This is a genomic window from Croceicoccus sp., from assembly GCF_983967925.1.
On record NZ_CFETID010000006.1, the window covers coordinates 36,185 to 58,894 of the forward strand.

Annotated in this window: 34 protein-coding genes; 4 read left to right on the forward strand and 30 right to left on the reverse strand. The window is 60.7% G+C overall.

Features of this window, described 5'->3' with window-relative positions; all coding sequences use genetic code 11:
* Positions 1-14 precede the first annotated feature (14 nt).
* The 3 genes from lpdA (at position 15) to AC4FIJ_RS05210 (ending at position 2,871) form a co-directional block, all read left to right on the forward strand.
* Positions 15-1,418: a dihydrolipoyl dehydrogenase gene (gene lpdA, locus AC4FIJ_RS05200; protein WP_490335659.1), complete on the forward strand. Its 1,404-nt coding sequence runs from the start codon at positions 15-17 to the stop codon at positions 1,416-1,418.
* Positions 1,419-1,624: 206 nt separating this feature from the next.
* Complete coding sequence (locus AC4FIJ_RS05205) at positions 1,625-2,254, forward strand: PepSY domain-containing protein (protein WP_490335660.1); 630 nt, start codon at positions 1,625-1,627, stop codon at positions 2,252-2,254.
* Positions 2,251-2,871: a trimeric intracellular cation channel family protein gene (locus AC4FIJ_RS05210; protein ID WP_490335661.1), complete on the forward strand. Its 621-nt coding sequence runs from the start codon at positions 2,251-2,253 to the stop codon at positions 2,869-2,871. The genes AC4FIJ_RS05205 and AC4FIJ_RS05210 overlap by 4 nt, the downstream gene beginning before the upstream one ends.
* Here AC4FIJ_RS05210 and AC4FIJ_RS05215 read toward each other — a convergent pair whose 3' ends face one another.
* Together AC4FIJ_RS05215 and AC4FIJ_RS05220 are read right to left on the reverse strand one after the other, a co-directional pair.
* The gene (locus tag AC4FIJ_RS05215) at positions 2,872-3,693 is read right to left on the reverse strand and encodes a hypothetical protein (protein ID WP_490335662.1); all 822 of its coding nucleotides are present in this window, start codon (positions 3,691-3,693) and stop codon (positions 2,872-2,874) included.
* Between the two features lie 104 nt (positions 3,694-3,797).
* Positions 3,798-4,352, reverse strand: coding sequence for a hypothetical protein (locus AC4FIJ_RS05220; protein ID WP_490335663.1), 555 nt, complete (start codon positions 4,350-4,352; stop codon positions 3,798-3,800).
* Between the two features lie 164 nt (positions 4,353-4,516).
* On the opposite strand from AC4FIJ_RS05220, the gene AC4FIJ_RS05225 reads away from it, so the two are divergent.
* Positions 4,517-5,881: a glycoside hydrolase 5 family protein gene (locus tag AC4FIJ_RS05225; RefSeq protein ID WP_490335664.1), complete on the forward strand. Its 1,365-nt coding sequence runs from the start codon at positions 4,517-4,519 to the stop codon at positions 5,879-5,881.
* A gap of 82 nt (positions 5,882-5,963) precedes the next feature.
* On the opposite strand, the gene rplQ is transcribed toward AC4FIJ_RS05225, so the two are convergent.
* From rplQ to tuf, 28 genes are all read right to left on the reverse strand, one after another.
* The gene (rplQ, locus tag AC4FIJ_RS05230; RefSeq protein WP_490335665.1) at positions 5,964-6,386 is read right to left on the reverse strand and encodes a 50S ribosomal protein L17; all 423 of its coding nucleotides are present in this window, start codon (positions 6,384-6,386) and stop codon (positions 5,964-5,966) included.
* Positions 6,387-6,501: 115 nt separating this feature from the next.
* Complete coding sequence (locus AC4FIJ_RS05235) at positions 6,502-7,560, reverse strand: DNA-directed RNA polymerase subunit alpha (RefSeq protein ID WP_490335666.1); 1,059 nt, start codon at positions 7,558-7,560, stop codon at positions 6,502-6,504.
* A 111-nt stretch (positions 7,561-7,671) separates the two neighbouring features.
* Positions 7,672-8,061 (reverse strand): 30S ribosomal protein S11, encoded by a 390-nt coding sequence (gene rpsK, locus AC4FIJ_RS05240; RefSeq protein ID WP_057884041.1) that lies wholly within the window; start codon positions 8,059-8,061, stop codon positions 7,672-7,674.
* Positions 8,062-8,112: 51 nt separating this feature from the next.
* Positions 8,113-8,481, reverse strand: coding sequence for a 30S ribosomal protein S13 (rpsM, locus tag AC4FIJ_RS05245; RefSeq protein WP_490335667.1), 369 nt, complete (start codon positions 8,479-8,481; stop codon positions 8,113-8,115).
* 470 nt (positions 8,482-8,951) lie between these two features.
* On the reverse strand, positions 8,952-9,596 hold the full coding sequence (locus AC4FIJ_RS05250) for an adenylate kinase (RefSeq protein WP_490335668.1): 645 nt from the start codon (positions 9,594-9,596) through the stop codon (positions 8,952-8,954).
* Between the two features lie 45 nt (positions 9,597-9,641).
* The gene (gene secY / locus AC4FIJ_RS05255) at positions 9,642-11,006 is read right to left on the reverse strand and encodes a preprotein translocase subunit SecY (protein ID WP_490335669.1); all 1,365 of its coding nucleotides are present in this window, start codon (positions 11,004-11,006) and stop codon (positions 9,642-9,644) included.
* Between the two features lie 170 nt (positions 11,007-11,176).
* On the reverse strand, positions 11,177-11,656 hold the full coding sequence (rplO, locus tag AC4FIJ_RS05260; RefSeq protein WP_490335670.1) for a 50S ribosomal protein L15: 480 nt from the start codon (positions 11,654-11,656) through the stop codon (positions 11,177-11,179).
* Positions 11,657-11,784: 128 nt separating this feature from the next.
* The gene (rpmD, locus tag AC4FIJ_RS05265; RefSeq protein WP_230280797.1) at positions 11,785-11,970 is read right to left on the reverse strand and encodes a 50S ribosomal protein L30; all 186 of its coding nucleotides are present in this window, start codon (positions 11,968-11,970) and stop codon (positions 11,785-11,787) included.
* Positions 11,971-11,976: 6 nt separating this feature from the next.
* Positions 11,977-12,753 carry a 30S ribosomal protein S5 gene (gene rpsE, locus AC4FIJ_RS05270; protein WP_490335757.1) on the reverse strand — a complete coding sequence of 259 codons (777 nt, stop codon included), beginning with the start codon at positions 12,751-12,753 and terminating at the stop codon, positions 11,977-11,979.
* A 2-nt stretch (positions 12,754-12,755) separates the two neighbouring features.
* Complete coding sequence (gene rplR, locus AC4FIJ_RS05275; protein WP_490335671.1) at positions 12,756-13,100, reverse strand: 50S ribosomal protein L18; 345 nt, start codon at positions 13,098-13,100, stop codon at positions 12,756-12,758.
* A gap of 1 nt (position 13,101) precedes the next feature.
* Positions 13,102-13,635 carry a 50S ribosomal protein L6 gene (rplF, locus tag AC4FIJ_RS05280; RefSeq protein WP_490335672.1) on the reverse strand — a complete coding sequence of 178 codons (534 nt, stop codon included), beginning with the start codon at positions 13,633-13,635 and terminating at the stop codon, positions 13,102-13,104.
* A complete protein-coding gene (gene rpsH, locus AC4FIJ_RS05285; RefSeq protein ID WP_185883843.1) occupies positions 13,635-14,030 on the reverse strand; it encodes a 30S ribosomal protein S8 in 396 nt (131 codons plus the stop codon). Before rpsH ends, rplF begins: the two co-directional genes overlap by 1 nt.
* 11 nt (positions 14,031-14,041) lie before the next feature.
* Complete coding sequence (gene rpsN / locus AC4FIJ_RS05290; RefSeq protein ID WP_230280793.1) at positions 14,042-14,347, reverse strand: 30S ribosomal protein S14; 306 nt, start codon at positions 14,345-14,347, stop codon at positions 14,042-14,044.
* A gap of 27 nt (positions 14,348-14,374) precedes the next feature.
* Complete coding sequence (rplE, locus tag AC4FIJ_RS05295) at positions 14,375-14,968, reverse strand: 50S ribosomal protein L5 (protein ID WP_490335673.1); 594 nt, start codon at positions 14,966-14,968, stop codon at positions 14,375-14,377.
* The gene (gene rplX / locus AC4FIJ_RS05300) at positions 14,961-15,281 is read right to left on the reverse strand and encodes a 50S ribosomal protein L24 (protein ID WP_490335674.1); all 321 of its coding nucleotides are present in this window, start codon (positions 15,279-15,281) and stop codon (positions 14,961-14,963) included. The genes rplE and rplX overlap by 8 nt, the downstream gene beginning before the upstream one ends.
* Entirely contained in the window at positions 15,281-15,649 is a 369-nt protein-coding gene (gene rplN / locus AC4FIJ_RS05305) for a 50S ribosomal protein L14 (protein WP_066843161.1), read from the reverse strand. The genes rplX and rplN overlap by 1 nt, the downstream gene beginning before the upstream one ends.
* A 68-nt stretch (positions 15,650-15,717) precedes the next feature.
* Positions 15,718-16,008, reverse strand: coding sequence for a 30S ribosomal protein S17 (gene rpsQ, locus AC4FIJ_RS05310; RefSeq protein ID WP_490335675.1), 291 nt, complete (start codon positions 16,006-16,008; stop codon positions 15,718-15,720).
* A gap of 11 nt (positions 16,009-16,019) precedes the next feature.
* Positions 16,020-16,223 carry a 50S ribosomal protein L29 gene (gene rpmC, locus AC4FIJ_RS05315; protein WP_490335676.1) on the reverse strand — a complete coding sequence of 68 codons (204 nt, stop codon included), beginning with the start codon at positions 16,221-16,223 and terminating at the stop codon, positions 16,020-16,022.
* Positions 16,223-16,657 (reverse strand): 50S ribosomal protein L16, encoded by a 435-nt coding sequence (rplP, locus tag AC4FIJ_RS05320; protein ID WP_066843149.1) that lies wholly within the window; start codon positions 16,655-16,657, stop codon positions 16,223-16,225. The genes rpmC and rplP overlap by 1 nt, the downstream gene beginning before the upstream one ends.
* Before the next feature lie 21 nt (positions 16,658-16,678).
* Positions 16,679-17,374: a 30S ribosomal protein S3 gene (gene rpsC / locus AC4FIJ_RS05325; protein ID WP_490335677.1), complete on the reverse strand. Its 696-nt coding sequence runs from the start codon at positions 17,372-17,374 to the stop codon at positions 16,679-16,681.
* A 2-nt stretch (positions 17,375-17,376) separates the two neighbouring features.
* Positions 17,377-17,754 (reverse strand): 50S ribosomal protein L22, encoded by a 378-nt coding sequence (gene rplV, locus AC4FIJ_RS05330; RefSeq protein WP_490335678.1) that lies wholly within the window; start codon positions 17,752-17,754, stop codon positions 17,377-17,379.
* A complete protein-coding gene (gene rpsS / locus AC4FIJ_RS05335) occupies positions 17,754-18,029 on the reverse strand; it encodes a 30S ribosomal protein S19 (RefSeq protein WP_066843146.1) in 276 nt (91 codons plus the stop codon). The genes rplV and rpsS overlap by 1 nt, the downstream gene beginning before the upstream one ends.
* A 5-nt stretch (positions 18,030-18,034) precedes the next feature.
* Entirely contained in the window at positions 18,035-18,871 is an 837-nt protein-coding gene (gene rplB, locus AC4FIJ_RS05340) for a 50S ribosomal protein L2 (RefSeq protein ID WP_490335679.1), read from the reverse strand.
* A 2-nt stretch (positions 18,872-18,873) separates the two neighbouring features.
* Positions 18,874-19,185 (reverse strand): 50S ribosomal protein L23, encoded by a 312-nt coding sequence (locus AC4FIJ_RS05345; RefSeq protein ID WP_066843144.1) that lies wholly within the window; start codon positions 19,183-19,185, stop codon positions 18,874-18,876.
* Positions 19,178-19,804 carry a 50S ribosomal protein L4 gene (gene rplD / locus AC4FIJ_RS05350; RefSeq protein ID WP_490335680.1) on the reverse strand — a complete coding sequence of 209 codons (627 nt, stop codon included), beginning with the start codon at positions 19,802-19,804 and terminating at the stop codon, positions 19,178-19,180. The genes AC4FIJ_RS05345 and rplD overlap by 8 nt, the downstream gene beginning before the upstream one ends.
* Positions 19,805-19,807: 3 nt before the next feature.
* Positions 19,808-20,695 (reverse strand): 50S ribosomal protein L3, encoded by an 888-nt coding sequence (rplC, locus tag AC4FIJ_RS05355; protein WP_490335758.1) that lies wholly within the window; start codon positions 20,693-20,695, stop codon positions 19,808-19,810.
* A gap of 296 nt (positions 20,696-20,991) precedes the next feature.
* On the reverse strand, positions 20,992-21,303 hold the full coding sequence (gene rpsJ / locus AC4FIJ_RS05360; RefSeq protein ID WP_490335681.1) for a 30S ribosomal protein S10: 312 nt from the start codon (positions 21,301-21,303) through the stop codon (positions 20,992-20,994).
* Positions 21,304-21,459: 156 nt separating this feature from the next.
* A complete protein-coding gene (gene tuf / locus AC4FIJ_RS05365) occupies positions 21,460-22,650 on the reverse strand; it encodes an elongation factor Tu (protein WP_490335682.1) in 1,191 nt (396 codons plus the stop codon).
* Positions 22,651-22,710: the final 60 nt, after the last annotated feature.

A 22,710-nucleotide genomic window follows, 5' to 3' on the forward strand; every position in this document is an offset into this window, starting at 1 on the left:
AAGAGACTGAAATCATGGCTGAAACAGACTTCGACGTTATCGTGATCGGCGCCGGCCCCGGCGGTTATGTGGCCGCCATCCGCGCCGCGCAGCTGGGGCTGAAGACCGCTTGCGTCGAAAGCCGGGAGACATTGGGCGGCACCTGCCTCAACGTGGGCTGCATCCCTTCGAAGGCATTGCTACACGGCTCTGAGCTGTTCGACGAAGCCGCGCATGGCACGATGGCCAAGTTCGGGGTCATCGCCAAGGATGTGACGCTCGATCTGGACGCCATGATGGCTGAAAAGTCCACCGCGGTTAAGGAACTGACCGGTGGCATCGAGTTCCTGTTCAAGAAGAACAAGGTGACGTGGCTCAAAGGCAAGGGAAGCTTTGTCGATGCCGGGACCGTCAAGGTTGACGGTAAGGATTACACCGCCAAGGATATCGTCATTGCCACGGGGTCGTCGGTCACCCCCCTTCCCGGGGTCGAGGTCGACAATGATGCCGGCATTATCGTCGACAGCACGGGCGCGCTGAAACTGCCGAAGGTCCCCGAGCACATGGTGGTGATCGGCGGCGGCGTGATCGGCCTGGAATTGGGCAGCGTGTGGCGCCGACTGGGTGCCAAGGTGACCGTCGTCGAATTCCTCGACAAGCTTCTTCCCGGCATGGACGACGATGTTCGCAAGGAAGCGGCCAATGTCTTCAAAAAGCAGGGCATGGATCTGAAACTGTCCACCAAGGTGACCGGTGCGACGGTGAAGGATGGCAAGGCGACGCTGACCATCGAACCGTCCGCAGGCGGCGACGCCGAGACGATCGAGGCCGATGCCGTTCTCGTATCGATCGGACGGCGCCCCAATACCGACGGCCTCAACCTCGAGGCGATCGGGCTTGAGACCAATCAGCGCGGCCAGATCGAGATCGATCACGATTTCGCGACCAAGGTCGAGGGTGTTTGGGCGATCGGCGACTGCGTTCCCGGCCTGATGCTGGCACACAAGGCGGAGGACGAAGGCCTTGCCGTGGCCGAGAATATCGCTGGCGAAGTGGGTATCGTGAACCACGCCGTGATTCCGAATGTCGTGTACACCATGCCGGAAATAGCCGGTGTAGGCATGACCGAGGCTGCCGCGAAGGAAGCCGGGCATAGCGTCAAGACTTCGAAGTTCCCGATGATGGCCAACAGCCGTGCGAAGACCAATCGCGAGCCGGATGGCTTTGTCAAAATCATCGCCGATGCCGAAACCGATCGCGTGCTTGGCGCGTGGATGATCGCAAGCCTGGCAGGAACGATGGTTGCACAGGTCGCTCAGGCGATGGAATTCGGCGCGACGAGCGAGGATATCGCCTATACTTGTCACGCCCATCCGACCCATTCCGAAGCGGTCAAGGAAGCCGCCATGGGCGTCAAGGGGCTGCCTATCCATATCTGATGCGTCGCGTCCATCGATGGCCTCTCCTCGCCGGGTGAGCCACTTGATGATCTGACGTTTCTCGATGAACATGCCCCCGCAGGCCGACATGGCCCGCGGGGGCTTTCGTATTCGGCAAGGAGACAAGGGTGGTGATGCCAAGCCAAATGCTTAGATTTGCACGGTGGCACATCTGGCTCGGCTGGCTGGCGGGGCTGCCTCTTGTCATGTGGACTCTCACCGGTCTCATCATGGTGGCGAGACCGATCGAAGAGGTTCGCGGCACGCATCTGCGGATTGAGCAAGCGGCGGCACCGCTAGACAGTTTGGACCCGGCACCAGGCTTTTCCGCATTGGCGCAGGACACTGAACGCCCTGTCGAAATCTCATTCCGTATGGATTGGCAAAACCGAACGGTCATGACTGCACAATATGCTGACGGTTCGATCAAGCGGTTTGATACCGTGACGGGCATACGATTGCCGCCCGTTTCGTCCCGGCAGGCGAAAGCCATCGTGGCGAGATCCATCGCGGGGGGCGAGGCGGTCACCCAGATCCGCGCGTTTCCCGCAGCTTCCGCTCCATTCGACTTTCGCAGACCGGAACCTGTGTGGCAGGTCGAACTGACCGACGGCACCCATGTCTATGTCAACCGGGACACGGGTGATATTGCGGCGGTCCGTACCCGCTGGTGGCGAATATTCGATTTCATGTGGGGTCTTCACATCATGGATCTGGAGACGCGGGAAGATACCCATCACCCGATCCTCATCAGTTTTGCGACACTAGGGTTTATCATGAGCGTTCTGGGATGCGTGCTGATGTTTCGCAGACGACGCGCCCGGCGAGCAAGATGATCGCTCCGGCTACCATTCTTGAGCTCGCCGGCGTCGCGGTATTCGCGGTTTCGGGTGCGCTGGTCGCAACGCGGCTGCGGCAGACCTTCGTCACGGCCTGCTTTTTCGCGCTTGTTACCGGCGTCGGCGGCGGGTCGCTGCGCGACCTGTTGCTTGGAGTACGGGCCGAATGGCTAGAGGACCGGCTTGTCGCCGTGGTCATTCTGGTATCGGCCCTGGCGGTCTGGTTCACACCCGGCCGATGGTGGCGGGAACGCGTGCTCGAATGGGCGGACGCGGCCGGACTGGCGGCATTCGCGGCCTTGGGCACGGCAAAGGCGGTTGAATATGGGGTACAGCCGGTGCCTGCAATCGTGCTTGGCGTCGTGTCTGGTTGCGTCGGCGGGATCGTTCGCGACGTACTCGCGGGCGTTCCCTCCATTCTGATGAGACCGGAACTCTATGTCACGGCCGCGGCGCTCGCCGCTTCGATCAGCCTTATCGCACTGGAGGTGGGAGCGCCGCGATTCCTTGCTTTGCTGCTCGGCACCGCTGCGGGTTTCGGCTTGAGAGGTGCCGCGATGATCTGGCGCATCGAATTGCCCTCTTATGCTGGCAGCAGTCGCGATCCGCAGTAATCAGTCGGCACTGGCCACAGTGGGACCGTCGGCGGTATCATAGCGGTCATCGCCCTCACCCCGCTCCCAACCGCGGACCTCTTCGCCTTCGTCCCATGAGGTTGCAGGGGCGCCGTCTTGTGTACGAATGTCCGGCGATCCGGTACCATACCGAGATCGCGCTTGCGCGTAATAATCGTCGCTGGGCCGGTCGTAATTGACGGAATAGTGCTGGCGATCATCATAATCGCGCATGGGGCCTCGACCGAAATCGACGTCCCGAATCCGGCCCGATCCATCGATCTCACAACGAAAACTCTCACCATCGCGCAGTTCGCCGCCGATCGACCAGCCAGCGCCGCTGCGCGATGCCGTATCGATCGTGGCTATGCGTGACGTTCTTTCAACCTCGGACACGCAGCCCTCTATGGCACGCTGCATGCCGTCGCTATACATCGGCCCACCGACTGGCGATGCCCGATAGCGCTCGTCCGGATAGTCCCGCGTTTCTCGCGGATAGGGATAACGATCGCGATTATTGTCGGCGCTATTGGAGATCGCATTTACGACCGCCAGCGCCCCTCCGATCAAAAGCACACCTGCGATCACGTCGCCAGCATCGATGTTGTCGTCATATCGCCGATGGCCGTGACGATATCCCCGATAGCGCCATCCGCGATCCCAACCGTCTGCCCGGTTCGATGTGTCGAGCGTCGACAAGAGGATCGACGAAGCCTGATGGCTGGACGAATGCAACTGGGCGGCGCTTGCAGTGGGGCTGTGGCCGGCAAAACCGATGAGAGCCAGAATGGATGGTACGATCAGAATGCCGCGTTTCGTCATTTCCCACCCTTCCGTCAATTGCGCGGGACCTAGTATAGAGGCCCAAGCTCACAGCCTAAACATTTTGTCTTGATATCCGCTGAACCGTCCAGCCTTAGCTGCGCTCAGCGAAGTCCACGCACGCCGCTATAATCGATCTCGCGCACACCGCGACCATCGATTTTGCATGAGAACTTTCCGCTGTCCCAGCCCTGCATCGAATTGTTCCAGCCACGATAATCGCGATCCCAACCGCGTCCGTACCGACCGCCGCGGAACCCGTTGTCGACTGCTATGCGGCCCTTGACCTTGTAGCCATAGCTCTTTCTGTCGACATCTCGGATATCGGTCACCTTCACGCGCCTGAAGCCCGCTCGATAAGCTCTCTGTTCGGCAGTACGAATACAGGATTCTACCGCGGCGCGCGAACCGATCCGGCGATAATTGCGGTCATCGTAATAGCGATCGCGGTCACGATATCGGTCATCGTAGCGGTCGTTGTCGAATGCTCCTGCCAAAGCAGCCACGCCCCCTATCACAAGCGCACCGGCGATGATCTCCCCAACGCCGATACCATCATCGTCGCGGTCATAGGGATCCGCGAACGCCGGGGTGGCCGCAGCCAGTGTCGTGGCGCAAGCGGCGGTCAGGCCGATCAGCGTCTTGGCGATTGGTTTCATGGCAGGCGATCCTTCCTTGGTCCGAGCATTATCGATCAGGTGATCATGAGAATATCAAATGACGAATGAGACGGCTCTGAACCCTACCGTCAGGATTTGTTCATTGAATAGGCCATTGGTATGAATAATGCTTTCAGGCTCGACGGCGCTGCAAGAGGCGGTCATTGTCGCGCCGTTACGATCAACAACATCGGACAAATCGAGAGCAGATGCCAAACCGCCGCCTTTTCATGCTGGGATCGGCCAGCCTCCTGACCGCCGCCTGCGTCACCGGCGTGTCGGGCAAAAAATCGCCATATGTAAGACGCGAGGGGAACCGGTTCATTCTAGACGGGCGTCCTCATCGATATGTCGGGGCCAACATGTGGTACGCCGCCTATCTTGGTGCAGAGGGCGTATCCGCCGGGCGAGAGCGCCTGGTCCGCGAGCTCGATCACTTGGCCGACACAGGCATCTCCAACCTGCGAATTCTCGCATCCTCGGAAAAATCGCCCCTGAAGAATTCGGTCAGCCCATCCTTTCGGGACAGCACCGGCTTTAATGAATCTCTGTTGGTCGGCCTGGACTTCACTCTTGCCGAGATGGCCAAGAGGGATTTGCGCGCCGTGCTGTACCTGACCAACTTCTGGGAATGGTCGGGAGGAATGATGACCTATCTATATTGGCATAACGGCGGCCAATATATCGATATGAATGACCCGGCTCATCCCTGGCCTGCCTTCGCCGATTTCAATGCCAGCTTTTATACCAACGAAGCTGCGCTTGCCGATTATCGCAGATATGTCCGGGCGGTCGTGGGGCGTACGAATACGGTAACCGGCATTCCTTATGCCGAAGATCGCGCGATCATGTCTTGGCAACTTGCGAACGAGCCGCGGCCGGGCGGCAGCGAGGACGTAGCCCGCCGCGCGATGCCAGCCTTTCACTCGTGGGTGAACGACACCGCCTCCTACATCAAATCGCTGGACGCCAATCACATGGTCTCAACCGGCAGCGAGGGACTGCAAGGCTGTATCAACGATCCCGATTGCGTACTGACCGCGCATGGATCCGACGATATCGATTACCTGACCGCCCATATCTGGCCCGAAAACTGGAGCTGGGTCGATGCCAAAAATCTTTCCGGCACCTTCGAGAATGGGCGCGAGCGGACGCGAGACTACCTCGATAAGCACGTTGCCTTGGCGCAAAAGCTAGGAAAACCACTCGTTATCGAGGAGTTCGGTTTCCCGCGGGACGCCGGATCTTATGATGCGGGATCAACGACCAAGTGGCGCGACCGGTTCTATCGCCAGATCTTCGATGCAGCCGAAGCCAATCCGGTCATCGCGGGAACAAACTTTTGGGCGTGGGGCGGCGAAGGCGGACGCGGCCAGAGGCCAGACCATCGCTATTCCCCCGGCCCGTCACGATTGGTAGGCGATCCGCCCCATGAACCGCAGGGTTGGTACAGCGTATTTGACGATGACCGGTCGACCTTGGATCTTATCCGCAGCCATTCTGCCGCGATGAACGCAAAAATCGCCTGATTGAGAGCGACTGGATCACATATGAAAAAAGGCGCCAGAAGCTGATGCTGCTGGCGCCCTTTTTTCTCTATCGAAGTGCCCCTCAGGCGTCTTCGTACTCGTCCTCGTCATTCATGACGGGGCCGCTATCCTGACCCTTGGCCTCGACGTCGCGATCAACCAGTTCGATGATCGCCATGGGCGCGGCGTCCGATGCGCGGATGCCCGCCTTGATGATGCGGGTGTAACCGCCCTCACGATCCCCGTAACGTTCCGCGAGAACGTCGAACAGCTTGGTCAGCTGCGCATCGTCGAGAAGACGGCTGTGCGCCAGACGACGGTTCGACAGACCGCCGCGCTTGGCCAGCGTGATCAGCTTCTCGACATAGGGGCGCAATTCGCGCGCCTTGGGCGTCGTGGTCTTGATCTGTTCGTGCTTGATCAGGGCTGCGGCCATGTTGCGAAGCATCGCATTGCGGTGGCCGGTCTTGCGCTGGAGCTTACGCCCCGAAATCTTGTGACGCATGATTTCTTCCTTCGTTCGATAAGGGCCCGTTCCAGGTAGCCCAGAGCCGGCTGATCAGGGTTCAGCCCGTACCCGGTTTCCCGCCCCGGCAGTCGCCGAGGCGGGAATTCTGGCGTCAGCCGAGAAGTTCCTGTTCGAGCTTCTTGGCCATTTCCTCGATATTCTCGGGCGGCCAGCCCGGGATGTCCATGCCAAGGCGCAGACCCATTGAGGAGAGAACTTCCTTGATTTCGTTAAGCGACTTGCGGCCGAAGTTCGGGGTACGGAGCATTTCCGCCTCGGTCTTCTGCACCAGATCGCCGATATAGATGATGTTGTCGTTCTTGAGGCAATTTGCCGAACGGACCGACAATTCGAGCTCATCCACCTTCTTGAGCAGGTACCGATTGAGCTGGTTCGCATCCGACTCTTCGGGGGCGGCAGCGGCTGTACCAGCGGTCTGCGGAGCACCCTGCGGAATGCCTTCCTCGAAATGCACGAACAGAGCGAGTTGATCCTGCAGGATCCGGGCGGCGTATGCCACTGCGTCTTCGGGCGTTACCGTACCGTCGGTTTCGACCGTCAGCGACAGCTTGTCGTAATCGAGTTCCTGTCCGACACGCGCATTCTCAACCTTGTAGCTGACTTGGCGAACCGGCGAATACAGCGAATCGATCGGGATAAGTCCGATGGGCGCATCGGCCGGACGGTTCGCCACGGCGGGGCTGTAGCCCTTGCCCGTATCGGCCGTCAGTTCCATGTTGAGCGTCGCACCATCGTCGAGATGGCAGATCACCAGATCCTTGTTCAGAACCTCGATATCGCCCGTTACCTGAATATCGCCAGCCGTCACCTCAGCAGGCCCGGTGACGGATAGGTTGAGCCGCTTGACGCCCTCGCCTTCCATCTTGAGAGCGACCTGCTTGATGTTAAGCACGATGTCGGTGATGTCTTCACGAACGCCGGCAAGCGACGAGAACTCGTGCAGGACGTTGTCGATCTTGATCGAAGTGATCGCGGCTCCCTGCAGCGACGAGAGCAAAACGCGGCGCAGCGCATTGCCGAGCGTAAGGCCGAAACCACGCTCCAGAGGCTCGGCCACGAAGGTAGCGCGGCGCTTGGCGTCGCCCTGCCCTTTGATCTCGAGATTATTGGGTTTCTTCAGTTCCTGCCAGTTCTTCATATTGACGGACATGGGCTTCCCCTGGGGTTTGTTCTTGGGCGGCCCGATCCCGCGTGAGGGCGCGGCATGGGCCTTGGGCAGGTCGGATATGCGAGGCGGGATCCTTCGCCTCGCATTCCTGTATCAGACGCGACGACGCTTCGACGGACGCACGCCATTGTGCGGGATCGGCGTCACGTCGCGGATCGAGGTGATGGTGAAACCAACCGCCTGCAGCGCACGAAGTGCGCTTTCGCGACCCGAACCGGGTCCCTTGACTTCGACCTCAAGGGTGCGAACGCCATGCTCGGCGGCCTTCTTGCCCGCGTCATCCGCTGCAACCTGAGCTGCATAAGGAGTCGACTTGCGGCTGCCCTTGAAACCCATCATACCTGCCGAGGACCAGCTGATCGCATTGCCCTGGGCGTCGGTGATGGTGATCATCGTATTGTTGAAGCTGGCGTTCACGTGCGCGACGCCGCTGGAGATATTTTTGCGCTCGCGCCGCTTAATGCGCTGTGGTTCGCGTGCCATTGTCTCGTATCCTGATCTAGTGGAAGAATTCGCTGCCGAAAGGCTGACGAATTACTTCTTCTTGCCGGCGATCGGCTTGGCCTTGCCCTTGCGGGTGCGGGCATTCGTGTGGGTGCGCTGACCGCGAACGGGCAGTCCCTTGCGGTGACGCAGGCCGCGGTAGCAGGCCAAGTCCATCAGACGCTTGATGTTCATCGCGGTTTCGCGACGAAGATCACCCTCGACCAGATAGTCGGCGTCGATCGTTTCACGGATCTGCAGAACTTCCGCATCGGTCAGGTCCTGAACGCGGCGAGCGTGATCGATGCCAAGCTTGTCAGCAATGTCGACGGCCGATTTGGGACCAATACCGTGAATATAAGTAAGCGCCACGATCACGCGCTTGTTGGTGGGGATGTTCACCCCGGCAATACGAGCCACAAAATTCTCCTGCTCCACAGGGGTTGCGCGAAATCAGCACCAGTGCAGATTGCGGCCCCTATCTCATCGCGTATCGCCGCCTTCGAGATGACAAACTGCCGAACGGCAAAAAGCCCGGGTGGGAACGCGCAAAACACGCGATCCGGCCGGACCACTGTCATTAAAAAGACGAGCGAGGGGCGCGCTTACGCAGATTCGTCCAGCGTGTCAACGGTTGAATAAAGGATCCGGCCCCGATCCTTCGCGATCGCCATCGCATCGAACTTTGCGATGAAGCAGGCGCGTCATCAACCGCTCCGGTGCCCCCCAACCGGTACGCTACGCGCTGCGTTCGACCAATTCGATGCCGAGATGAATGCCTGCCGATCCATGATCAGGATCGGCGGAGCATCAGATACCCTCTTCAGAAAGATTGACTGCGAGGGTTACACGGATCGAAACGTCGATGAATCAGAGACTGGCGGCACGCATCACACGATAATTCGGGCAATCGCGGCGGTCACTTCATCGATGTCTTCCATGCCGTCGACGCGTCGTACGATGCCACGCTTTTCATAGATGGGAAGGATCGGAGCCGTCTTCGCGCGATATTCCGCCATGCGCGTGCGGACAGTGGCCTCGTTGTCGTCCGGGCGACGCTTGAATTCGGTCGATCCGCACTTGTCACATATGCCAGGCTGTCGGGGCTGCTCAAACACGTCGTGATAGCCCTTGCCGCAGTTCGCGCAGCTATACCGCCCGGTAATCCGCTCAACCAGAGCGTCCACATTCACGTCAAGTTCGATCACGTGATCGAGGGAGCGGCCATGCTGGTCCAAAATGGCGTCGAGCGCATGCGCCTGCTCGGCAGTACGGGGGTAGCCGTCAAAAATGGCCCCCATCTCATCGCTCATGCTCTCAAGCTCGGCGGAGATCAGTGCGGAGACTATTTCATCCGAGACGAGCTCACCCGCGTCCATAACCGCCTTGGCCTGCAAGCCAACAGGAGTCTGCGCCTTTACAGCAGCCCGCAGCATATCGCCGGTCGAAAGCTGGCGCATGCCGTAGCGCGCCACCAGCCTCTGCGATTGTGTGCCTTTACCGGCCCCCGGAGGCCCGAGAAGTATGATATTCAACTGCACGTCCTCCCCGTGATCGAACTGACGCCCTAGGCAAAGACGTTAGCGCAATCGACCTTTGAATTTGGCCTTTTTGATAAGATCGCCATACTGATGCGCGAGCAGGTGACTCTGGATCTGCGCAATGGTGTCGACGGTGACATTAACGACGATCAAGAGACTTGTCCCGCCCAGAAAGAAGGGCAGCCCCGTCTGCGCGATAACATATTCTGGCAGCACGCAGACCAAGGTAAGATAGGCCGCCCCGATTACCGTAATGCGGGTCAACACGTAATCCAGATAATTGGCAGTATTCCTGCCCGGGCGGATACCGGGAATGAAGCCCCCGCCACGCTTCAGATTTTCAGCAGTTTCCTCGGGATTAAAGACCACGGCTGTATAGAAGAAGCAGAAAAAGATGATGCCGACCGCGTAGAGCAGCATGTAAAGCGGCTGTCCGTGCTGCAGATATTGATTGAGCGTCACCAGAACTCCACCCATCGTGCTATCGGGGGTGACCGAATTACCGGCGAATTGGGTGATGGTCAGGGGTAACAGCAGCAAAGAGCTAGCGAAAATCGGCGGGATCACGCCCGACGTATTGAGCTTCAACGGCAGGTGCGAACGATCGGCTTGCATTCCGCCACGCTGCTGAGCGCGCTTAGGATACTGGATCAGCAAGCGGCGCTGCGCCCGCTCCATGAACGAAATGAAGAGGATGAGGCCGATGATCGTCACGAAAAGCATTACGATCAGATAGGAAGGAATCGAACCCGAGCGACCACCTTCCATCAGCTGCGCGCCCACTGTGGGGAATTGCGCGACGATTCCGGCCATGATGATGAGCGACACGCCATTACCGATACCGCGCGAAGTGATCTGCTCACCGAGCCAGAGAAGGAACATCGTTCCGCCGACAAGAGAAATGACCGCCCCGATCCGGAACATGAGGCCGGGGTCGACCACAGCATTGAGCCCGCTTGCGGCCGCATAGGTCTCGAGTCCTACCGCAAGGAAATAGCCCTGGACCGCGGTAAGACCAACCGTCCCGTAACGCGTGTACTGGTTCAGCTTCTTCCGACCACTTTCGCCCTCTTTCTTGAGCGCAGCAAGCGCGGGATGAAGAGCGGCCCCAAGCTGAACCACGATCGAAGCCGTAATGTAGGGCATGACGCCGAGCGCAATGAGGCTCATGCGCTCAAGGCTGCCGCCCGAGAACGTGTTGAAGAGATCGAGCACGCCGCCGCGGGTCTGCTCGTACAGGTCCTGAAGGATCAGCGGATTGACGCCCGGCAACGGCACAAAGCTAAGAAACCGAAACACGACCAGTGCACCCAGAGTGAACCAGATGCGTTGCTTGAGCTCCGTCGCCTTCGAGAAATTCGAGAGACTGAGCGAGCTTGCGATATTATCGGCGCGTGAAGCCATTGGAAGACATTACCTATGCAGGTGACGGGCTGGCCCAGCAAGCGAGGCCAGACGGACCGGAACGCGCTAACAGGTGACGCGCCCCTCCTGCAAGACCATCAGGCCTTGCGCCCGCGCATATAGAGTGCCGGCGGGACTGCGAACACCCCCGCCGGCACAAACATTGCGGATTATTCGGCGGCCGCCTTCTTGGGGGCAGTCGTCTCGACGGTACCGCCCAGCTTTTCGACCTGGGCAACCGCGCCCTTCGATGCGCCGGCGACCTTGAAGCTGACCTTGCTGGTCAGATCACCCTTTGCCAGAAGGCGAACGCCGTCCTTGCCACCCTTGGCCAAGCCGGCCGCTTTCAGTGCGGCATGATCAATTGTATTACCGGCATCGAGCTTGCCTGCGTCGATGAACTTCTGGATCATGCCCAGGTTCACTTCCGCATAATCCTTGCCAAACGGATTGTTGAAGCCGCGCTTCGGCAACCGCATGTGAAGCGGCATCTGACCGCCCTCGAAGCCACCGATGGAAACGCCCGAACGCGCCTTCGCGCCCTTCTGGCCGCGCCCGCCGGTCTTGCCCTTGCCCGAGCCAATGCCACGGCCAATGCGCATGCGGCGATGACGAGCACCTTCGTTGTCGCGGATATCAGTCAGTTTCATAATCGCACTCGCTTTCGCTTTTCTTCGCGCTGAACATGCGGGGCCTTCAGTCAGGCCCCAAATGAAGGCGGCCCGGTACGCGCCCGGGCCGCCTTATGTCAAGTGTCGCCTGCCTTGCGGCTGACGGATCAGTCGACCACGGCCACCATGTGAGGCAGCTTGGCAATCGCGCCGCGCACTTCCGGAGTGTCCTGCACTTCGACGACGCGATGCATCTTGCCGAGGCCGAGGCCGACCAGAATCTTCTTCTGGCTTTCCGGACGACGGATCGGCGAACCGATCTGCTTGATCTTGATGGTCTTTGCCTTTGCCATGATCGTTTACTCCACCAAAGCGGCGGCGTCGGCTTCCGCCTCGGCCTCGCTCGCGCCGCCGCGACCCAAGAGGTCAGCGACCTTCTTGCCACGGCGCTGCGCAACCGACTTCGGCGAAGTCTGATTGGTCAGCGCGTCGAAAGTGGCGCGGATCATGTTGTAGGGGTTCGAAGTGCCGACCGACTTGGTCACCACGTCAGCAACACCAAGGCTTTCGAACACAGCGCGCATCGGACCGCCGGCGATGATGCCGGTACCCGGAGGAGCCGTGCGGACGTTCACCTTGCCGGCACCGAAACGACCCTTGCCGTCATGGTGCAGCGTGCGGCCATCCTTCAGCGGAACGCGGACCATCTTCTTCTTCGCAGCAGCCGTGGCCTTGTTGATCGCTTCCGGCACTTCGCGAGCCTTGCCGTGACCGAAGCCCACGCGGCCCTTGCCGTCACCGACGACGACCAGGGCGGCGAACCCGAAGCGCTTGCCGCCCTTCACGGTCTTAGAGACGCGATTGATGTGGACGAGCTTTTCGATCAGCTCTTCGCCATCATCCTCGCGCTGGCCACGACCACCGCGGCGATCGTCACGACCACCTCGTCCACGGCCACGGCCACCACGGTCGCCACGTTCACGACGACCGCCGCGGCCCTCGCGCTCTGCGGGCTGCGAAGGATCTCCGGCCGCAGTCGACTGGTTGTCGGCAGCTTCGGTGCTGGCGAGGGTCGGGGTCGGCGTTTCACCGGCGTTGTCGACCTTCGGGGTTTCGTTGTTGTTTTCGTCTGCCATCATCAGAACTCCAGCCCGCCTTCGCGCGCAGCGTCGGCCAGCGCCTTGACGCGGCCATGGAACAGGAAGCCGCCACGGTCGAACACGACCGTGCTCACGCCCGCCTTCTTGGCAGCGGCGGCGATGTCCTTGCCAACCTGCGAAGCAGCATCGACATTCGCACCGGAAGCCTTCGCTCCCAATGTGGACGCAGCGGCCACGGTGCGGCCCTCGGCATCATCGATGATCTGCGCATAGATATGCTTGCCGGTACGATGCACCGACAGGCGCGGCTTGCCGCCCGAGCGGGCCCGCAGCGCAGTACGCACGCGACGACGGCGGCGTTCGAAAAGAGAAAGCTTGGCCATCTTACTTCTTCTTCCCTTCCTTGCGGAAGATATACTCGCCCTGGTACTTGATGCCCTTGCCCTTGTAAGGCTCGGGCTTGCGCCAGCGGCGGATCTCGGCTGCAAACTGGCCCACGGCCTGCTTGTCGATGCCTGAGATGATGACGGTCGTCTGGTCCGGGGTCTTGACCTCGACACCTTCGGGCACGTCAAGATCGACATCGTGGCTGAAGCCGAGCTGAAGCTTGAGCTTCTTGCCCTGAGCCTGTGCACGATAGCCGACGCCCTTGATCTCCAGCGTCTTCGAGTAACCCTCGGTCACACCGTCAATCAGATTGGCGACCAGCGTACGCTGCATGCCCCAGAACGAGCGAGACTTCTTGGTGTCGTTGACGGGAGTGACGGCAATAGCGTCATCCTTGACTTCATAGGTAACCTGATCGGTCAGCCCCATGGTCAGGGTGCCCTTGGGACCCTTCACGCTCAAGACGTTGTCGGCGATCTTCGCCTCGACGCCGTTGGGGATCGCGACCGGCTTTTTACCGATGCGGCTCATTAGAACACCTCCGCCAGCACTTCGCCGCCCACGTTCTCGGTGCGCGCTTCGGCGTCCGAGAGCACACCCTTCGGCGTGGAGACGATGGTGATGCCAAGACCGCCACGGACATTCGGAAGCTCCTTCGAGCCCGAATAGACCCGGCGACCGGGCTTGGAGACGCGAGCGAGATGCTTGATCGCAGGCTCGCCCTCGAAATACTTCAGTTCAATCCGCAGCGCGGGGTGCTTACCCGAAGCATCTTCGCTGTAGCCACGGATGTAGCCTTCGCGCTGGAGCACTTCGAGTACGTTCGCACGCAGCTTCGACGCCGGCGAAAGGACGGAATCCTTCTTCGCCTGCTGGCCGTTGCGGATACGGGTGAGCATATCACCCAGGGGATCGGTCATCGCCATAGGTTAATTCCTCACCAGCTCGACTTGGTCAGGCCCGGGATCAGGCCCTTGTTGCCCAGATCGCGCAGCTCAATACGGTTGAGACCGAACTTGCGGTAGTAACCGCGGGGTCGGCCGGTCGTGGTGCAACGGTTGCGCACGCGGGTCGGGTTGCCGTTACGGGGCACCTCGGCCAGCTTCAGGCGGGCAAGCCAACGCTCGCCGTCATCAAGCGACTCGTCGTCGGCAATCGCCTTCAGCTTCGCGATGCGGTTCGCGTACTTCTTCACAAGCTTCTTGCGACGCTCGTTCTTGTTCACGGAACTCAGTTTCGCCATGGACTTAAGCTCTCTTTCCGGGGCGGCTCACGCCGCTTCCTTCTCTTCCGACGCACCCTCAGTCTCGGGGGCCGGGAACGGGAATCCGAACAGACGCAGAAGCTCGCGGGCTTCGTCGTCGGTTTTTGCAGTGGTGGTCACGATGATGTCCATGCCACGCACCTTTTCGATCTGGTCATAGCTGATCTCGGGAAAGATGATCTGCTCTTTCAGACCCATCGCGTAATTGCCGCGACCATCGAACGACTTCGGGTTCAGACCACGAAAGTCGCGGATGCGGGGCATTGCGATGGTGACCAAGCGGTCGAGGAACTCGTACATGCGCTCGCGGCGCAAGGTCACCTTGCAACCGATCGGCATGCCCTCGCGCAGCTTGAACTGCGCGATCGACTTCTTCGCCTTGGTGATCACGGGCTTCTGGCCGGCGATCAGTTCCATCTCGGCTGCGGCGGTCTGGACCTTCTTCTTGTCCTGGCTCGCCTCGCCCACGCCCATGTTGAGCGTGATCTTCTCCAGCTTCGGCACTTCGTAGCGGTTCGCATAACCGAACTTCTCGGTCATGGCCTTGACGATTTCCTCGTCATACTTCGCGCGAAGACGCGGGGTGTACTTATCAGCCATCGATCGTCTCTCCGGACTTGACAGCAACGCGCACCTTCTTGCCGTCCTTCATTTCGAAACGGACGCGGGTGGGCTTGCCATCCTTCGGATCGGCAACGGCGACCTTGCTGATCGCCATCGGCGCAGGCGCGCGGTCAATGCCGCCCTGCGGGTTCGTCTGGGTGGGTTTGCGGTGGCGGGTGGTGACGTTCACGCCTTCCACCACGACCTTGCCGTCCTTGGGCATGACCTGGGCGACCGTACCGGTCTTGCCCTTGTCCTTGCCCGAAAGCACGACGACGCTGTCACCCTTCTTGATCTTTGCGGACGCCATTACAGCACCTCCGGAGCAAGCGAGATGATCTTCATGAAACCCTTGCCGCGCAGTTCGCGCACGACAGGGCCGAAGATACGAGTGCCAATCGGCTCCTCGGACTTGTTCACGAGGACTGCCGCATTCGAGTCAAAGCGGATCACGCTACCATCGGGACGACGAACGTCCTTACGGGTGCGGACGATCACGGCGCGATGAACGTCGCCCTTCTTGACCTTGGCACGGGGCTGCGCCTCCTTGACGGAGACGACGATGACATCGCCAACGCTCGCGGTGCGGCGCTTTGATCCGCCCAGCACCTTGATGCACTGGACGCGCTTGGCGCCGCTGTTGTCAGCGACATCCAAGTTTGACTGCATCTGGATCATCGATCCGGTTCCTTCTTCTCGGCTTGCCGGGACATTCCGCCCGGCAGTTCCAAAACTCTAATGCGGGCTCAGTTGCCCGCGGCTTCGACGTCCAGATCGGCTTCAAACGCACTATCCGCCTTGCCACCGACGCGGTCGATGACCTTCCACGTCTTCAGCTTGGACATAGGCGCCGTTTCCTCGATCCGCACCCATTCGCCGGGGCGATAGGTGTTGTCTTCGTCGTGCGCGTGATACTTTTTCGAACGGCGGATGATCTTGCCGTAGAGCGGGTGCTTCACCTTACGCTCTACCTTCACGACCACCGTCTTGTCGGTCTTGTCGGAAACAACCGTCCCGATCAGGATACGCTTCGGCATCGGTTGGCTCCTTAGTTCGCTGCGCGGGCGCGTTCGCCCTGCAGCGTCTTAATGCGCGCGATCTGGCGGCGGACTTCCTGGATCCGAGCAGGACGCTCGATCTGATTGGTCGCGGCCTGAAAGCGCAGGTTGAACGCCTCGCGCTTGAGATCCGTCAGATCAGCGGTCAACTGATCGTCGGTCTTGGCGCGCAGGTCTTCGGTCTTGTTGGCCATTATTCGCCTCCGAGGTGCGAGGTGTCGCCAAGACGGGCAACGACCTTGGTCTTGATCGGCAGCTTCATCGCAGCGCGCTCGAACGCTTCGGCAGCCAGCGGACCGGCAACCCCGTCGAGTTCGAACAGGATGCGGCCCGGCTTCACGCGAGCAGCCCAGTATTCGACCGAACCCTTGCCTTTACCCTGACGGACTTCGGCAGGCTTCTTCGAAACCGGCACGTCCGGGAAGACGCGGATCCAGAGACGGCCCTGGCGCTTGATGTGACGCGTGATCGCACGGCGAGCCGCTTCGATCTGGCGTGCGGTGATACGCTCAGGCTCCATCGCCTTCAGCCCGTACGAGCCGAAGTTCAGATCGGTGCCGCCCTTGGCATTGCCATGGATCTTGCCCTTGAACGCCTTGCGGAACTTGGTTTTTTTCGGTTGCAGCATTGCTCTTACCTTAGCCTGTCCTTAGCGAGCCGGTCGCACGCCGGAGGTCTGGGCGTCCATCATCAGGCGGTCCTGCGCCATCGGATCATGACCCAGGATCTCACCCTTGAAGATCCACACCTTGATGCCGATGATGCCATAGGCGGTCAGCGCCTCGGCTTCGGCATAATCGATGTTGGCGCGAAGCGTGTGCAGCGGCACACGACCTTCACGGTACTGCTCGACGCGGGCGATCTCGGCCCCGCCTAGACGGCCACCGCACATGATCTTGATGCCGTCGGCGCCAAGGCGCATGGCCGACTGCATCGCCCGCTTCATCGCACGGCGGAAAGCCACGCGGCGGATGAGCTGGTCGGCGATGCCCTGCGCGACAAGCTTGGCGTCGATCTCGGGCTTGCGGATCTCGACGATGTTCAGCTTCACTTCGCTGTCGGTCATCGCGGCCAGCTTCGAACGAAGCTTTTCGATGTCCGCGCCCTTCTTGCCGATGATCACACCGGGACGAGCCGCATAGATCGAGATGCGGCACAACTTGGCCGGACGCTCGATCACCACCTTCGAGATCGCGGCCTGAGGCAGCGAGTCGATGATGAACTTGCGGATCTCGATGTCTTCTTTGAGCAGACCGGCATAGTCGCGCCCTTCGGCGTACCAGCGGCTTTCCCAAGTGCGGTTGATCTGCAGACGCAGGCCGATCGGATTGCTTTTGTGACCCATGATCAGGCCTCCTCGACTTCGCGGACCACGATGCGCAGCCGGCTGAACGGCTTGAGGATACGCGTGGACTTGCCACGGCCCCGCGTGTGGAAACGCTTCATGGTGATCGACTTGCCGACCGATGCTTCCGCAACGACCAGGGCATCGACGTCCAGGTTGTGGTTGTTCTCGGCGTTGGCGATCGCACTGGCGAGCACCTTGCGAGCATCGACAGCCATCGCCTTGTTCGAGAACGAGAGGATGTTCAACGCTTCCTCGGCCTTCTTGCCGCGGATCAGGCCCGCAACGAGATTGAGCTTCTGGGCCGAGCCACGGATCGTGGTCCCGACGGCCAGCGCCTCATTCTCGGCGACGCGACGCGGAGCTTTCTGCTTGCTCATCAGCGCTTGCCCTTCTTGTCTGCGGCGTGGCCGGGGAAGTTGCGCGTGGGTGCGAACTCACCAAGCTTGTGGCCGACCATGTCCTCGTTAACGGACACGGGGATGAACTTCTGACCATTGTAGACGCTGAACGTCAGGCCAACGAACTGCGGGAGAACAGTCGAGCGGCGCGACCAGGTCTTGATCGGCGCGTGGCTGTTCTTGTCCTGCGCTTCCTCTGCCTTCTTCAGCAGCGAAAGCTCGACGAACGGACCCTTGCGAAGCGAACGTGCCATGGGTCTTACCTCTTCTTCTTCGCGTGACGGGACCGGATGATCATCTTGTCCGTCTGCTTGTTGTGACGCGTGCGGGCACCCTTGGTCGGCTTGCCCCAAGGCGTAACCGGATGACGGCCACCCGACGTGCGACCTTCACCACCACCGTGCGGGTGATCGACCGGGTTCTTCGCAACACCGCGGGTCAGCGGGCGCTTGCCCATCCAGCGACGACGACCGGCCTTTGCCAGCGTCTGGTTGGAGTTGTCGGGGTTCGAAACCGCGCCAACCGTACCCATGCAATCGCCCCGTAGATAGCGCTGCTCACCCGAGTTCAGACGAACGATCACGAGACCGCGGTCACGACCGACGACCTGGGCATATGCACCGGCCGAACGAGCGATCTGACCACCCTTGCCCGGCTTCATCTCCAGGTTATGGCAGATCGTGCCAACCGGCATCTGGCTCAGCAACATGGCGTTACCGGGCTTCGTGTCGGTCTTCTCACCGGCGACGACGGTGTCGCCGACAGCCAGACGCTGCGGCGCCAGAATATAGGCCTGCTCACCGTCCTCGTACTTCACCAGCGCGATGAAGGCCGTGCGGTTCGGGTCATATTCCATGCGCTCGACGGTCGCGGGCATGTCCCACTTCCGGCGCTTGAAGTCGATGTAGCGGTACTTCTGCTTGTGACCGCCGCCGATGCCGCGCGAGGTGACATGGCCCTTGTTGTTACGGCCACCGGTCTTGCGCTTGCCCTCGGTCAGCGACTTGACGGGCTTGCCCTTGTAGAGCCCCGACTTGTCGACCAGCACGAGGCCGCGGCGGGCCGGGCTCGTCGGTTTGTAGTTCTTGAGTGCCATGATTAGCCCCGTACGCCTTCGGTGACGTCGATCGACTGACCTTCAGCCAGCGTCACAATCGCCTTTTTCACGTCGCTGCGCTTGTAGGGAGCACCCTTCCAGCGCTTGCTCTTGCCCTTCTGGACAATGGTGTTCACGCCCGCGACCTTCACGCCGAACAGAGCCTCGACCGCAGCCTTGATCTGCGGCTTGGTGGCGTCGTTGGCGACCTTGAACACGACCGCATTATGCTCCGAGAGAAGCGTCGCCTTCTCGGTGATATGCGGCGCGACGATCACGTCGTAATGCCGGATGTCGATTTCAGCCTTAGCCATTGAACCGTGCCTCCAGCTTTTCGACAGCGGAGCGGGTCAGCACCAGCGTGTCATGGTTGAGGATGTCGTAGACATTGGCGCCCACTGCAGGCAGCACGTCGACACCGATCAGATTCCCGGCCGCCTTGCGGAAGCCGTCTTCTACCTGCTCGCCATCGATCACCAGCACCTTCTTGCCGAAGCCGAGCTTCGCAAGATCGGCCGCCAGCAGCTTCGTCTTGGCATCGGCAAGCTCCAGCGAGTCGAGAACGAACAGATTGTCGTTCCTGGCCTTGCTGGAAAGAGCCATGCGCAAACCGAGTGCACGGACCTTCTTGTTGAGCGACATGTCGAAGTCACGCTTGCGCGCACCATGGGCCTTGCCGCCACCGATAAAGATGGGAGCGGCGCGGTCACCGTGACGAGCCGTGCCGCCGCCCTTCTGGCGACCCCACTTCTTGCCGGTACGAGCCACATCCGAACGCTCACGCGTCGGACGGGCGGTGGCGCGACGGTTCCACAGCTGCCAGGTGACGACGCGGTGGAGGATATCCTCGCGCGGCTCGAGCCCGAAGACGTCGTCGTTCAGCTCGATGTCACCCGACGCCTTGCCGTCGAGTTTCTGGACCTTCACCTTCACGGATCAGCCCTCCTTGTTCTCGCCGGCCTCGGGCACATCGCCCTCACCAGCGTCGTTCTTGTTCGCTTCGGTCACCGAATCATCGGCACCCGCCTGCTGCTCCTTCAGAAGCTCGGCCTGCTGCTCGGCGTCGACCTGCTGGTGCACTTCATGCTCCGCAGCGCTTTCCACCATGCCAGCGGGCGCTTCGTCATGCTCAGGAGCCGAATTCTGCTTCTCGAGCACGGCGCCGGGGAACGGCGCGCCCTCGGGAAGCGGAAGCTTCACCGCGTCGGAGACCAGCAGCCAGGCGTTCTTGGCGCCGGGCACCGAACCCTTGACGAAGATCAGGCCGCGATCGGCGTCGGTCCGCACGACTTCCAGATTCTGCTGGGTGCGCTGACGATCGCCCATGTGACCGGCCATCTTCTTGTTCTTGAAGACCTTGCCCGGATCCTGGCGGTTACCGGTCGAACCGTGCGAACGGTGCGAGAGCGACACGCCGTGCGTTGCGCGCAGACCACCGAAGCCCCAGCGCTTCATCGCACCGGCAAAGCCCTTGCCCTGCGTGTGACCGGTGATGTCCACCTTCTGGCCAGCAACGAAATGCTCGGCCGAGATCGATGCGCCGACGGGAAGGAGGCCATCCTCGCCTTCAAGGCGGAACTCGGCAACCTTCATCTTGAGCGACACTTCAGCCTTCGCGAAATGCTCGCGCTGCGGCTTGGCCACGTTCTTCTGCTTCGCCTCACCGGCGCCGAGCTGGACGGCAACATAGCCATCACGATCGAGCGTGCGGTGCGAAACGACCTGACAATCTTCCAGCGCAAGAACGGTCACAGGCACATGCCGACCGTCCTCCTGGAACAGGCGGGTCATCCCGACTTTCTTGGCGATCACGCCAGTGCGCATGATCAAAACTCCTAAACATGGGCATAGCGACCATTCGCCATAGGCCCGGTGACAGAGGCACGTCGGAGACCATTTCCGGGTGCGTGAGAAGCCGTGGAAGCGAATGCCGCCACGGCCGGTTTCAACCCAATTATGCAATCGTCGCCCCGTCCGGGCTGAGCGTTTCCATCCCGAGGGACCGAAACTAGACGGGGGACGCAGCCCGGAGAACTGATGTCACCTCGTGGTGACGCTCCGGCGGTATCCCTGTGTCTTTAAGAAGCCGCGATGCAGCTTCCCGCGAGACCTGCGGCCTATCAGGCCAGCTTGATCTCGACATTCACGCCGGCAGCGAGATCGAGCTTCATCAGAGCGTCGACCGTCTGGGCATTAGGCTGCACGATGTCGAGCAGCCTCTTGTAAGTACGGACCTCGAACTGCTCCCGCGACTTCTTGTCGATGTGCGGACCGCGGTTCACGGTGAATTTCTCGATACGCGTCGGCAGCGGAATGGGCCCCCGAATAAGCGCGCCCGTACGACGGGCCGTCTCTGCGATCTCACTCGTGGCCGAGTCGAGAACGCGATGATCAAACGCCTTGAGGCGAATGCGGATATTCTGAGCTTCCATGTCCAACTACCGATGCGAAAGAGCCAAAGAAGCGAGACCGGCTCGCTCCAAAAAAGAAAGGCCCGCCCCGCCTCACCGGATAACCGGGAAGGGGCGGCCCCCTCTTAAAAAACCTGGTCGGCAGAGAATCAATCCCTGCCGACGAGCAGGCCTATATTACTTCGTGATGGTGCTGACAACCCCCGAACCGACGGTACGGCCACCTTCACGGATTGCGAAGCGAAGACCTTCGTCCATCGCGATCGGAGCAATCAGCTTCACGCCGATGGTGACGTTGTCACCGGGCATGACCATCTCGGTGCCTTCGGGAAGAATGACTTCGCCGGTCACGTCGGTGGTGCGGAAGTAGAACTGCGGGCGATAGTTGGCGAAGAACGGCGTGTGACGGCCTCCTTCGTCCTTCGACAGCACGTAGACCTCTGCGCTGAACTCGGTGTGCGGATTTACCGAACCGGGCTTGCAGAGAACCTGGCCACGCTCGACCTCTTCACGAGCAACGCCGCGGACCAGCGCACCGATGTTGTCGCCGGCTTCACCCTGATCGAGCAGCTTGCGGAACATTTCCACGCCGGTGACCGTGGTCTTGCGGGTGTCCTTGAGACCGACGATCTCGACTTCCTCGCCGACCTTCACGATGCCGGTTTCGACACGGCCGGTCACGACTGTACCACGACCCGAGATCGAGAAAACGTCTTCCACGGGCATCAGGAACGGCTTGTCGACCGGACGCGCGGGCTGTGGGATGTAGTCGTCAACGGCCTTCATCAGCTCGAGGATCTTGTCCTTGCCGATTTCGTCGTCACGGCCTTCCAGAGCAGCCAGAGCCGAACCGGCAACGATCGGAATATCGTCGCCCGGGAAGTCGTAGCTCGACAGAAGCTCGCGGATTTCGAGCTCGACGAGTTCGAGCAGCTCCGGATCGTCGACCTGGTCGACCTTGTTCATGAATACAACGAGAGCCGGAACGCCGACCTGACGGGCAAGCAGGATGTGCTCACGGGTCTGGGGCATCGGGCCGTCGGCAGCATTCACGACGAGGATCGCACCGTCCATCTGCGCCGCGCCGGTGATCATGTTCTTTACATAGTCAGCGTGGCCGGGGCAGTCGACGTGCGCATAGTGACGCGCGCCGGTTTCATATTCGACGTGTGCGGTCGAAATCGTGATACCGCGCTCGCGCTCTTCGGGAGCCTTGTCGATGTTCGCAAAGTCAACGGCGGCGCCGCCGAACTCGTCAGCGAGCACCTTGGTGATCGCTGCGGTCAGCGTGGTCTTGCCGTGGTCGACGTGACCGATGGTGCCGATGTTGCAGTGCGGCTTGTTCCGCTCAAACTTAGCTTTCGCCATTTTCAAAGACCTCTATTCGTCTGGATTTGCTGATCCGGTGTATATTCTTGGGCGGACTTG

What these genes read in the sequence shown, in the direction of transcription:
- lpdA (WP_490335659.1), top strand. Translation starts at nt 15, where the DNA reads ATGGCTGAAACAGACTTCGACGTTATCGTGATCGGCGCCGGCCCCGGC.
- AC4FIJ_RS05205 (WP_490335660.1), top strand. Translation starts at nt 1,625, where the DNA reads ATGTGGACTCTCACCGGTCTCATCATGGTGGCGAGACCGATCGAAGAG.
- AC4FIJ_RS05210 (WP_490335661.1), top strand. Translation starts at nt 2,251, where the DNA reads ATGATCGCTCCGGCTACCATTCTTGAGCTCGCCGGCGTCGCGGTATTC.
- AC4FIJ_RS05215 (WP_490335662.1), bottom strand. Translation starts at nt 3,693, where the DNA reads ATGACGAAACGCGGCATTCTGATCGTACCATCCATTCTGGCTCTCATC.
- AC4FIJ_RS05220 (WP_490335663.1), bottom strand. Translation starts at nt 4,352, where the DNA reads ATGAAACCAATCGCCAAGACGCTGATCGGCCTGACCGCCGCTTGCGCC.
- rplQ (WP_490335665.1), bottom strand. Translation starts at nt 6,386, where the DNA reads ATGCGTCACAAGATTTCGGGGCGTAAGCTCCAGCGCAAGACCGGCCAC.
- AC4FIJ_RS05235 (WP_490335666.1), bottom strand. Translation starts at nt 7,560, where the DNA reads ATGTCCGTCAATATGAAGAACTGGCAGGAACTGAAGAAACCCAATAAT.
- rpsK (WP_057884041.1), bottom strand. Translation starts at nt 8,061, where the DNA reads ATGGCACGCGAACCACAGCGCATTAAGCGGCGCGAGCGCAAAAATATC.
- secY (WP_490335669.1), bottom strand. Translation starts at nt 11,006, where the DNA reads ATGGCTTCACGCGCCGATAATATCGCAAGCTCGCTCAGTCTCTCGAAT.
- rplO (WP_490335670.1), bottom strand. Translation starts at nt 11,656, where the DNA reads ATGAAACTGACTGATATCCGCGACAACGAAGGTGCTCGTCATCGCCGC.
- rpmD (WP_230280797.1), bottom strand. Translation starts at nt 11,970, where the DNA reads ATGGCAAAGGCAAAGACCATCAAGATCAAGCAGATCGGTTCGCCGATC.
- rpsE (WP_490335757.1), bottom strand. Translation starts at nt 12,753, where the DNA reads ATGGCAGACGAAAACAACAACGAAACCCCGAAGGTCGACAACGCCGGT.
- rplR (WP_490335671.1), bottom strand. Translation starts at nt 13,100, where the DNA reads ATGGCCAAGCTTTCTCTTTTCGAACGCCGCCGTCGTCGCGTGCGTACT.
- rplF (WP_490335672.1), bottom strand. Translation starts at nt 13,635, where the DNA reads ATGAGCCGCATCGGTAAAAAGCCGGTCGCGATCCCCAACGGCGTCGAG.
- rpsH (WP_185883843.1), bottom strand. Translation starts at nt 14,030, where the DNA reads ATGGCGATGACCGATCCCCTGGGTGATATGCTCACCCGTATCCGCAAC.
- rpsN (WP_230280793.1), bottom strand. Translation starts at nt 14,347, where the DNA reads ATGGCGAAACTGAGTTCCGTGAACAAGAACGAGCGTCGCAAGAAGCTT.
- rplE (WP_490335673.1), bottom strand. Translation starts at nt 14,968, where the DNA reads ATGGCTGATAAGTACACCCCGCGTCTTCGCGCGAAGTATGACGAGGAA.
- rplX (WP_490335674.1), bottom strand. Translation starts at nt 15,281, where the DNA reads ATGGCGTCCGCAAAGATCAAGAAGGGTGACAGCGTCGTCGTGCTTTCG.
- rplN (WP_066843161.1), bottom strand. Translation starts at nt 15,649, where the DNA reads ATGATCCAGATGCAGTCAAACTTGGATGTCGCTGACAACAGCGGCGCC.
- rpsQ (WP_490335675.1), bottom strand. Translation starts at nt 16,008, where the DNA reads ATGCCGAAGCGTATCCTGATCGGGACGGTTGTTTCCGACAAGACCGAC.
- rpmC (WP_490335676.1), bottom strand. Translation starts at nt 16,223, where the DNA reads ATGGCCAACAAGACCGAAGACCTGCGCGCCAAGACCGACGATCAGTTG.
- rplP (WP_066843149.1), bottom strand. Translation starts at nt 16,657, where the DNA reads ATGCTGCAACCGAAAAAAACCAAGTTCCGCAAGGCGTTCAAGGGCAAG.
- rpsC (WP_490335677.1), bottom strand. Translation starts at nt 17,374, where the DNA reads ATGGGTCACAAAAGCAATCCGATCGGCCTGCGTCTGCAGATCAACCGC.
- rplV (WP_490335678.1), bottom strand. Translation starts at nt 17,754, where the DNA reads ATGAGCAAGCAGAAAGCTCCGCGTCGCGTCGCCGAGAATGAGGCGCTG.
- rpsS (WP_066843146.1), bottom strand. Translation starts at nt 18,029, where the DNA reads ATGGCACGTTCGCTTCGCAAGGGTCCGTTCGTCGAGCTTTCGCTGCTG.
- rplB (WP_490335679.1), bottom strand. Translation starts at nt 18,871, where the DNA reads ATGGCACTCAAGAACTACAAACCGACGAGCCCGGCCCGCCGCGGCCTC.
- AC4FIJ_RS05345 (WP_066843144.1), bottom strand. Translation starts at nt 19,185, where the DNA reads ATGGCTAAGGCTGAAATCGACATCCGGCATTACGACGTGATCGTCGCG.
- rplC (WP_490335758.1), bottom strand. Translation starts at nt 20,695, where the DNA reads ATGCGCACTGGCGTGATCGCCAAGAAAGTCGGGATGACCCGCCTGTTC.
- rpsJ (WP_490335681.1), bottom strand. Translation starts at nt 21,303, where the DNA reads ATGGAAGCTCAGAATATCCGCATTCGCCTCAAGGCGTTTGATCATCGC.
- tuf (WP_490335682.1), bottom strand. Translation starts at nt 22,650, where the DNA reads ATGGCGAAAGCTAAGTTTGAGCGGAACAAGCCGCACTGCAACATCGGC.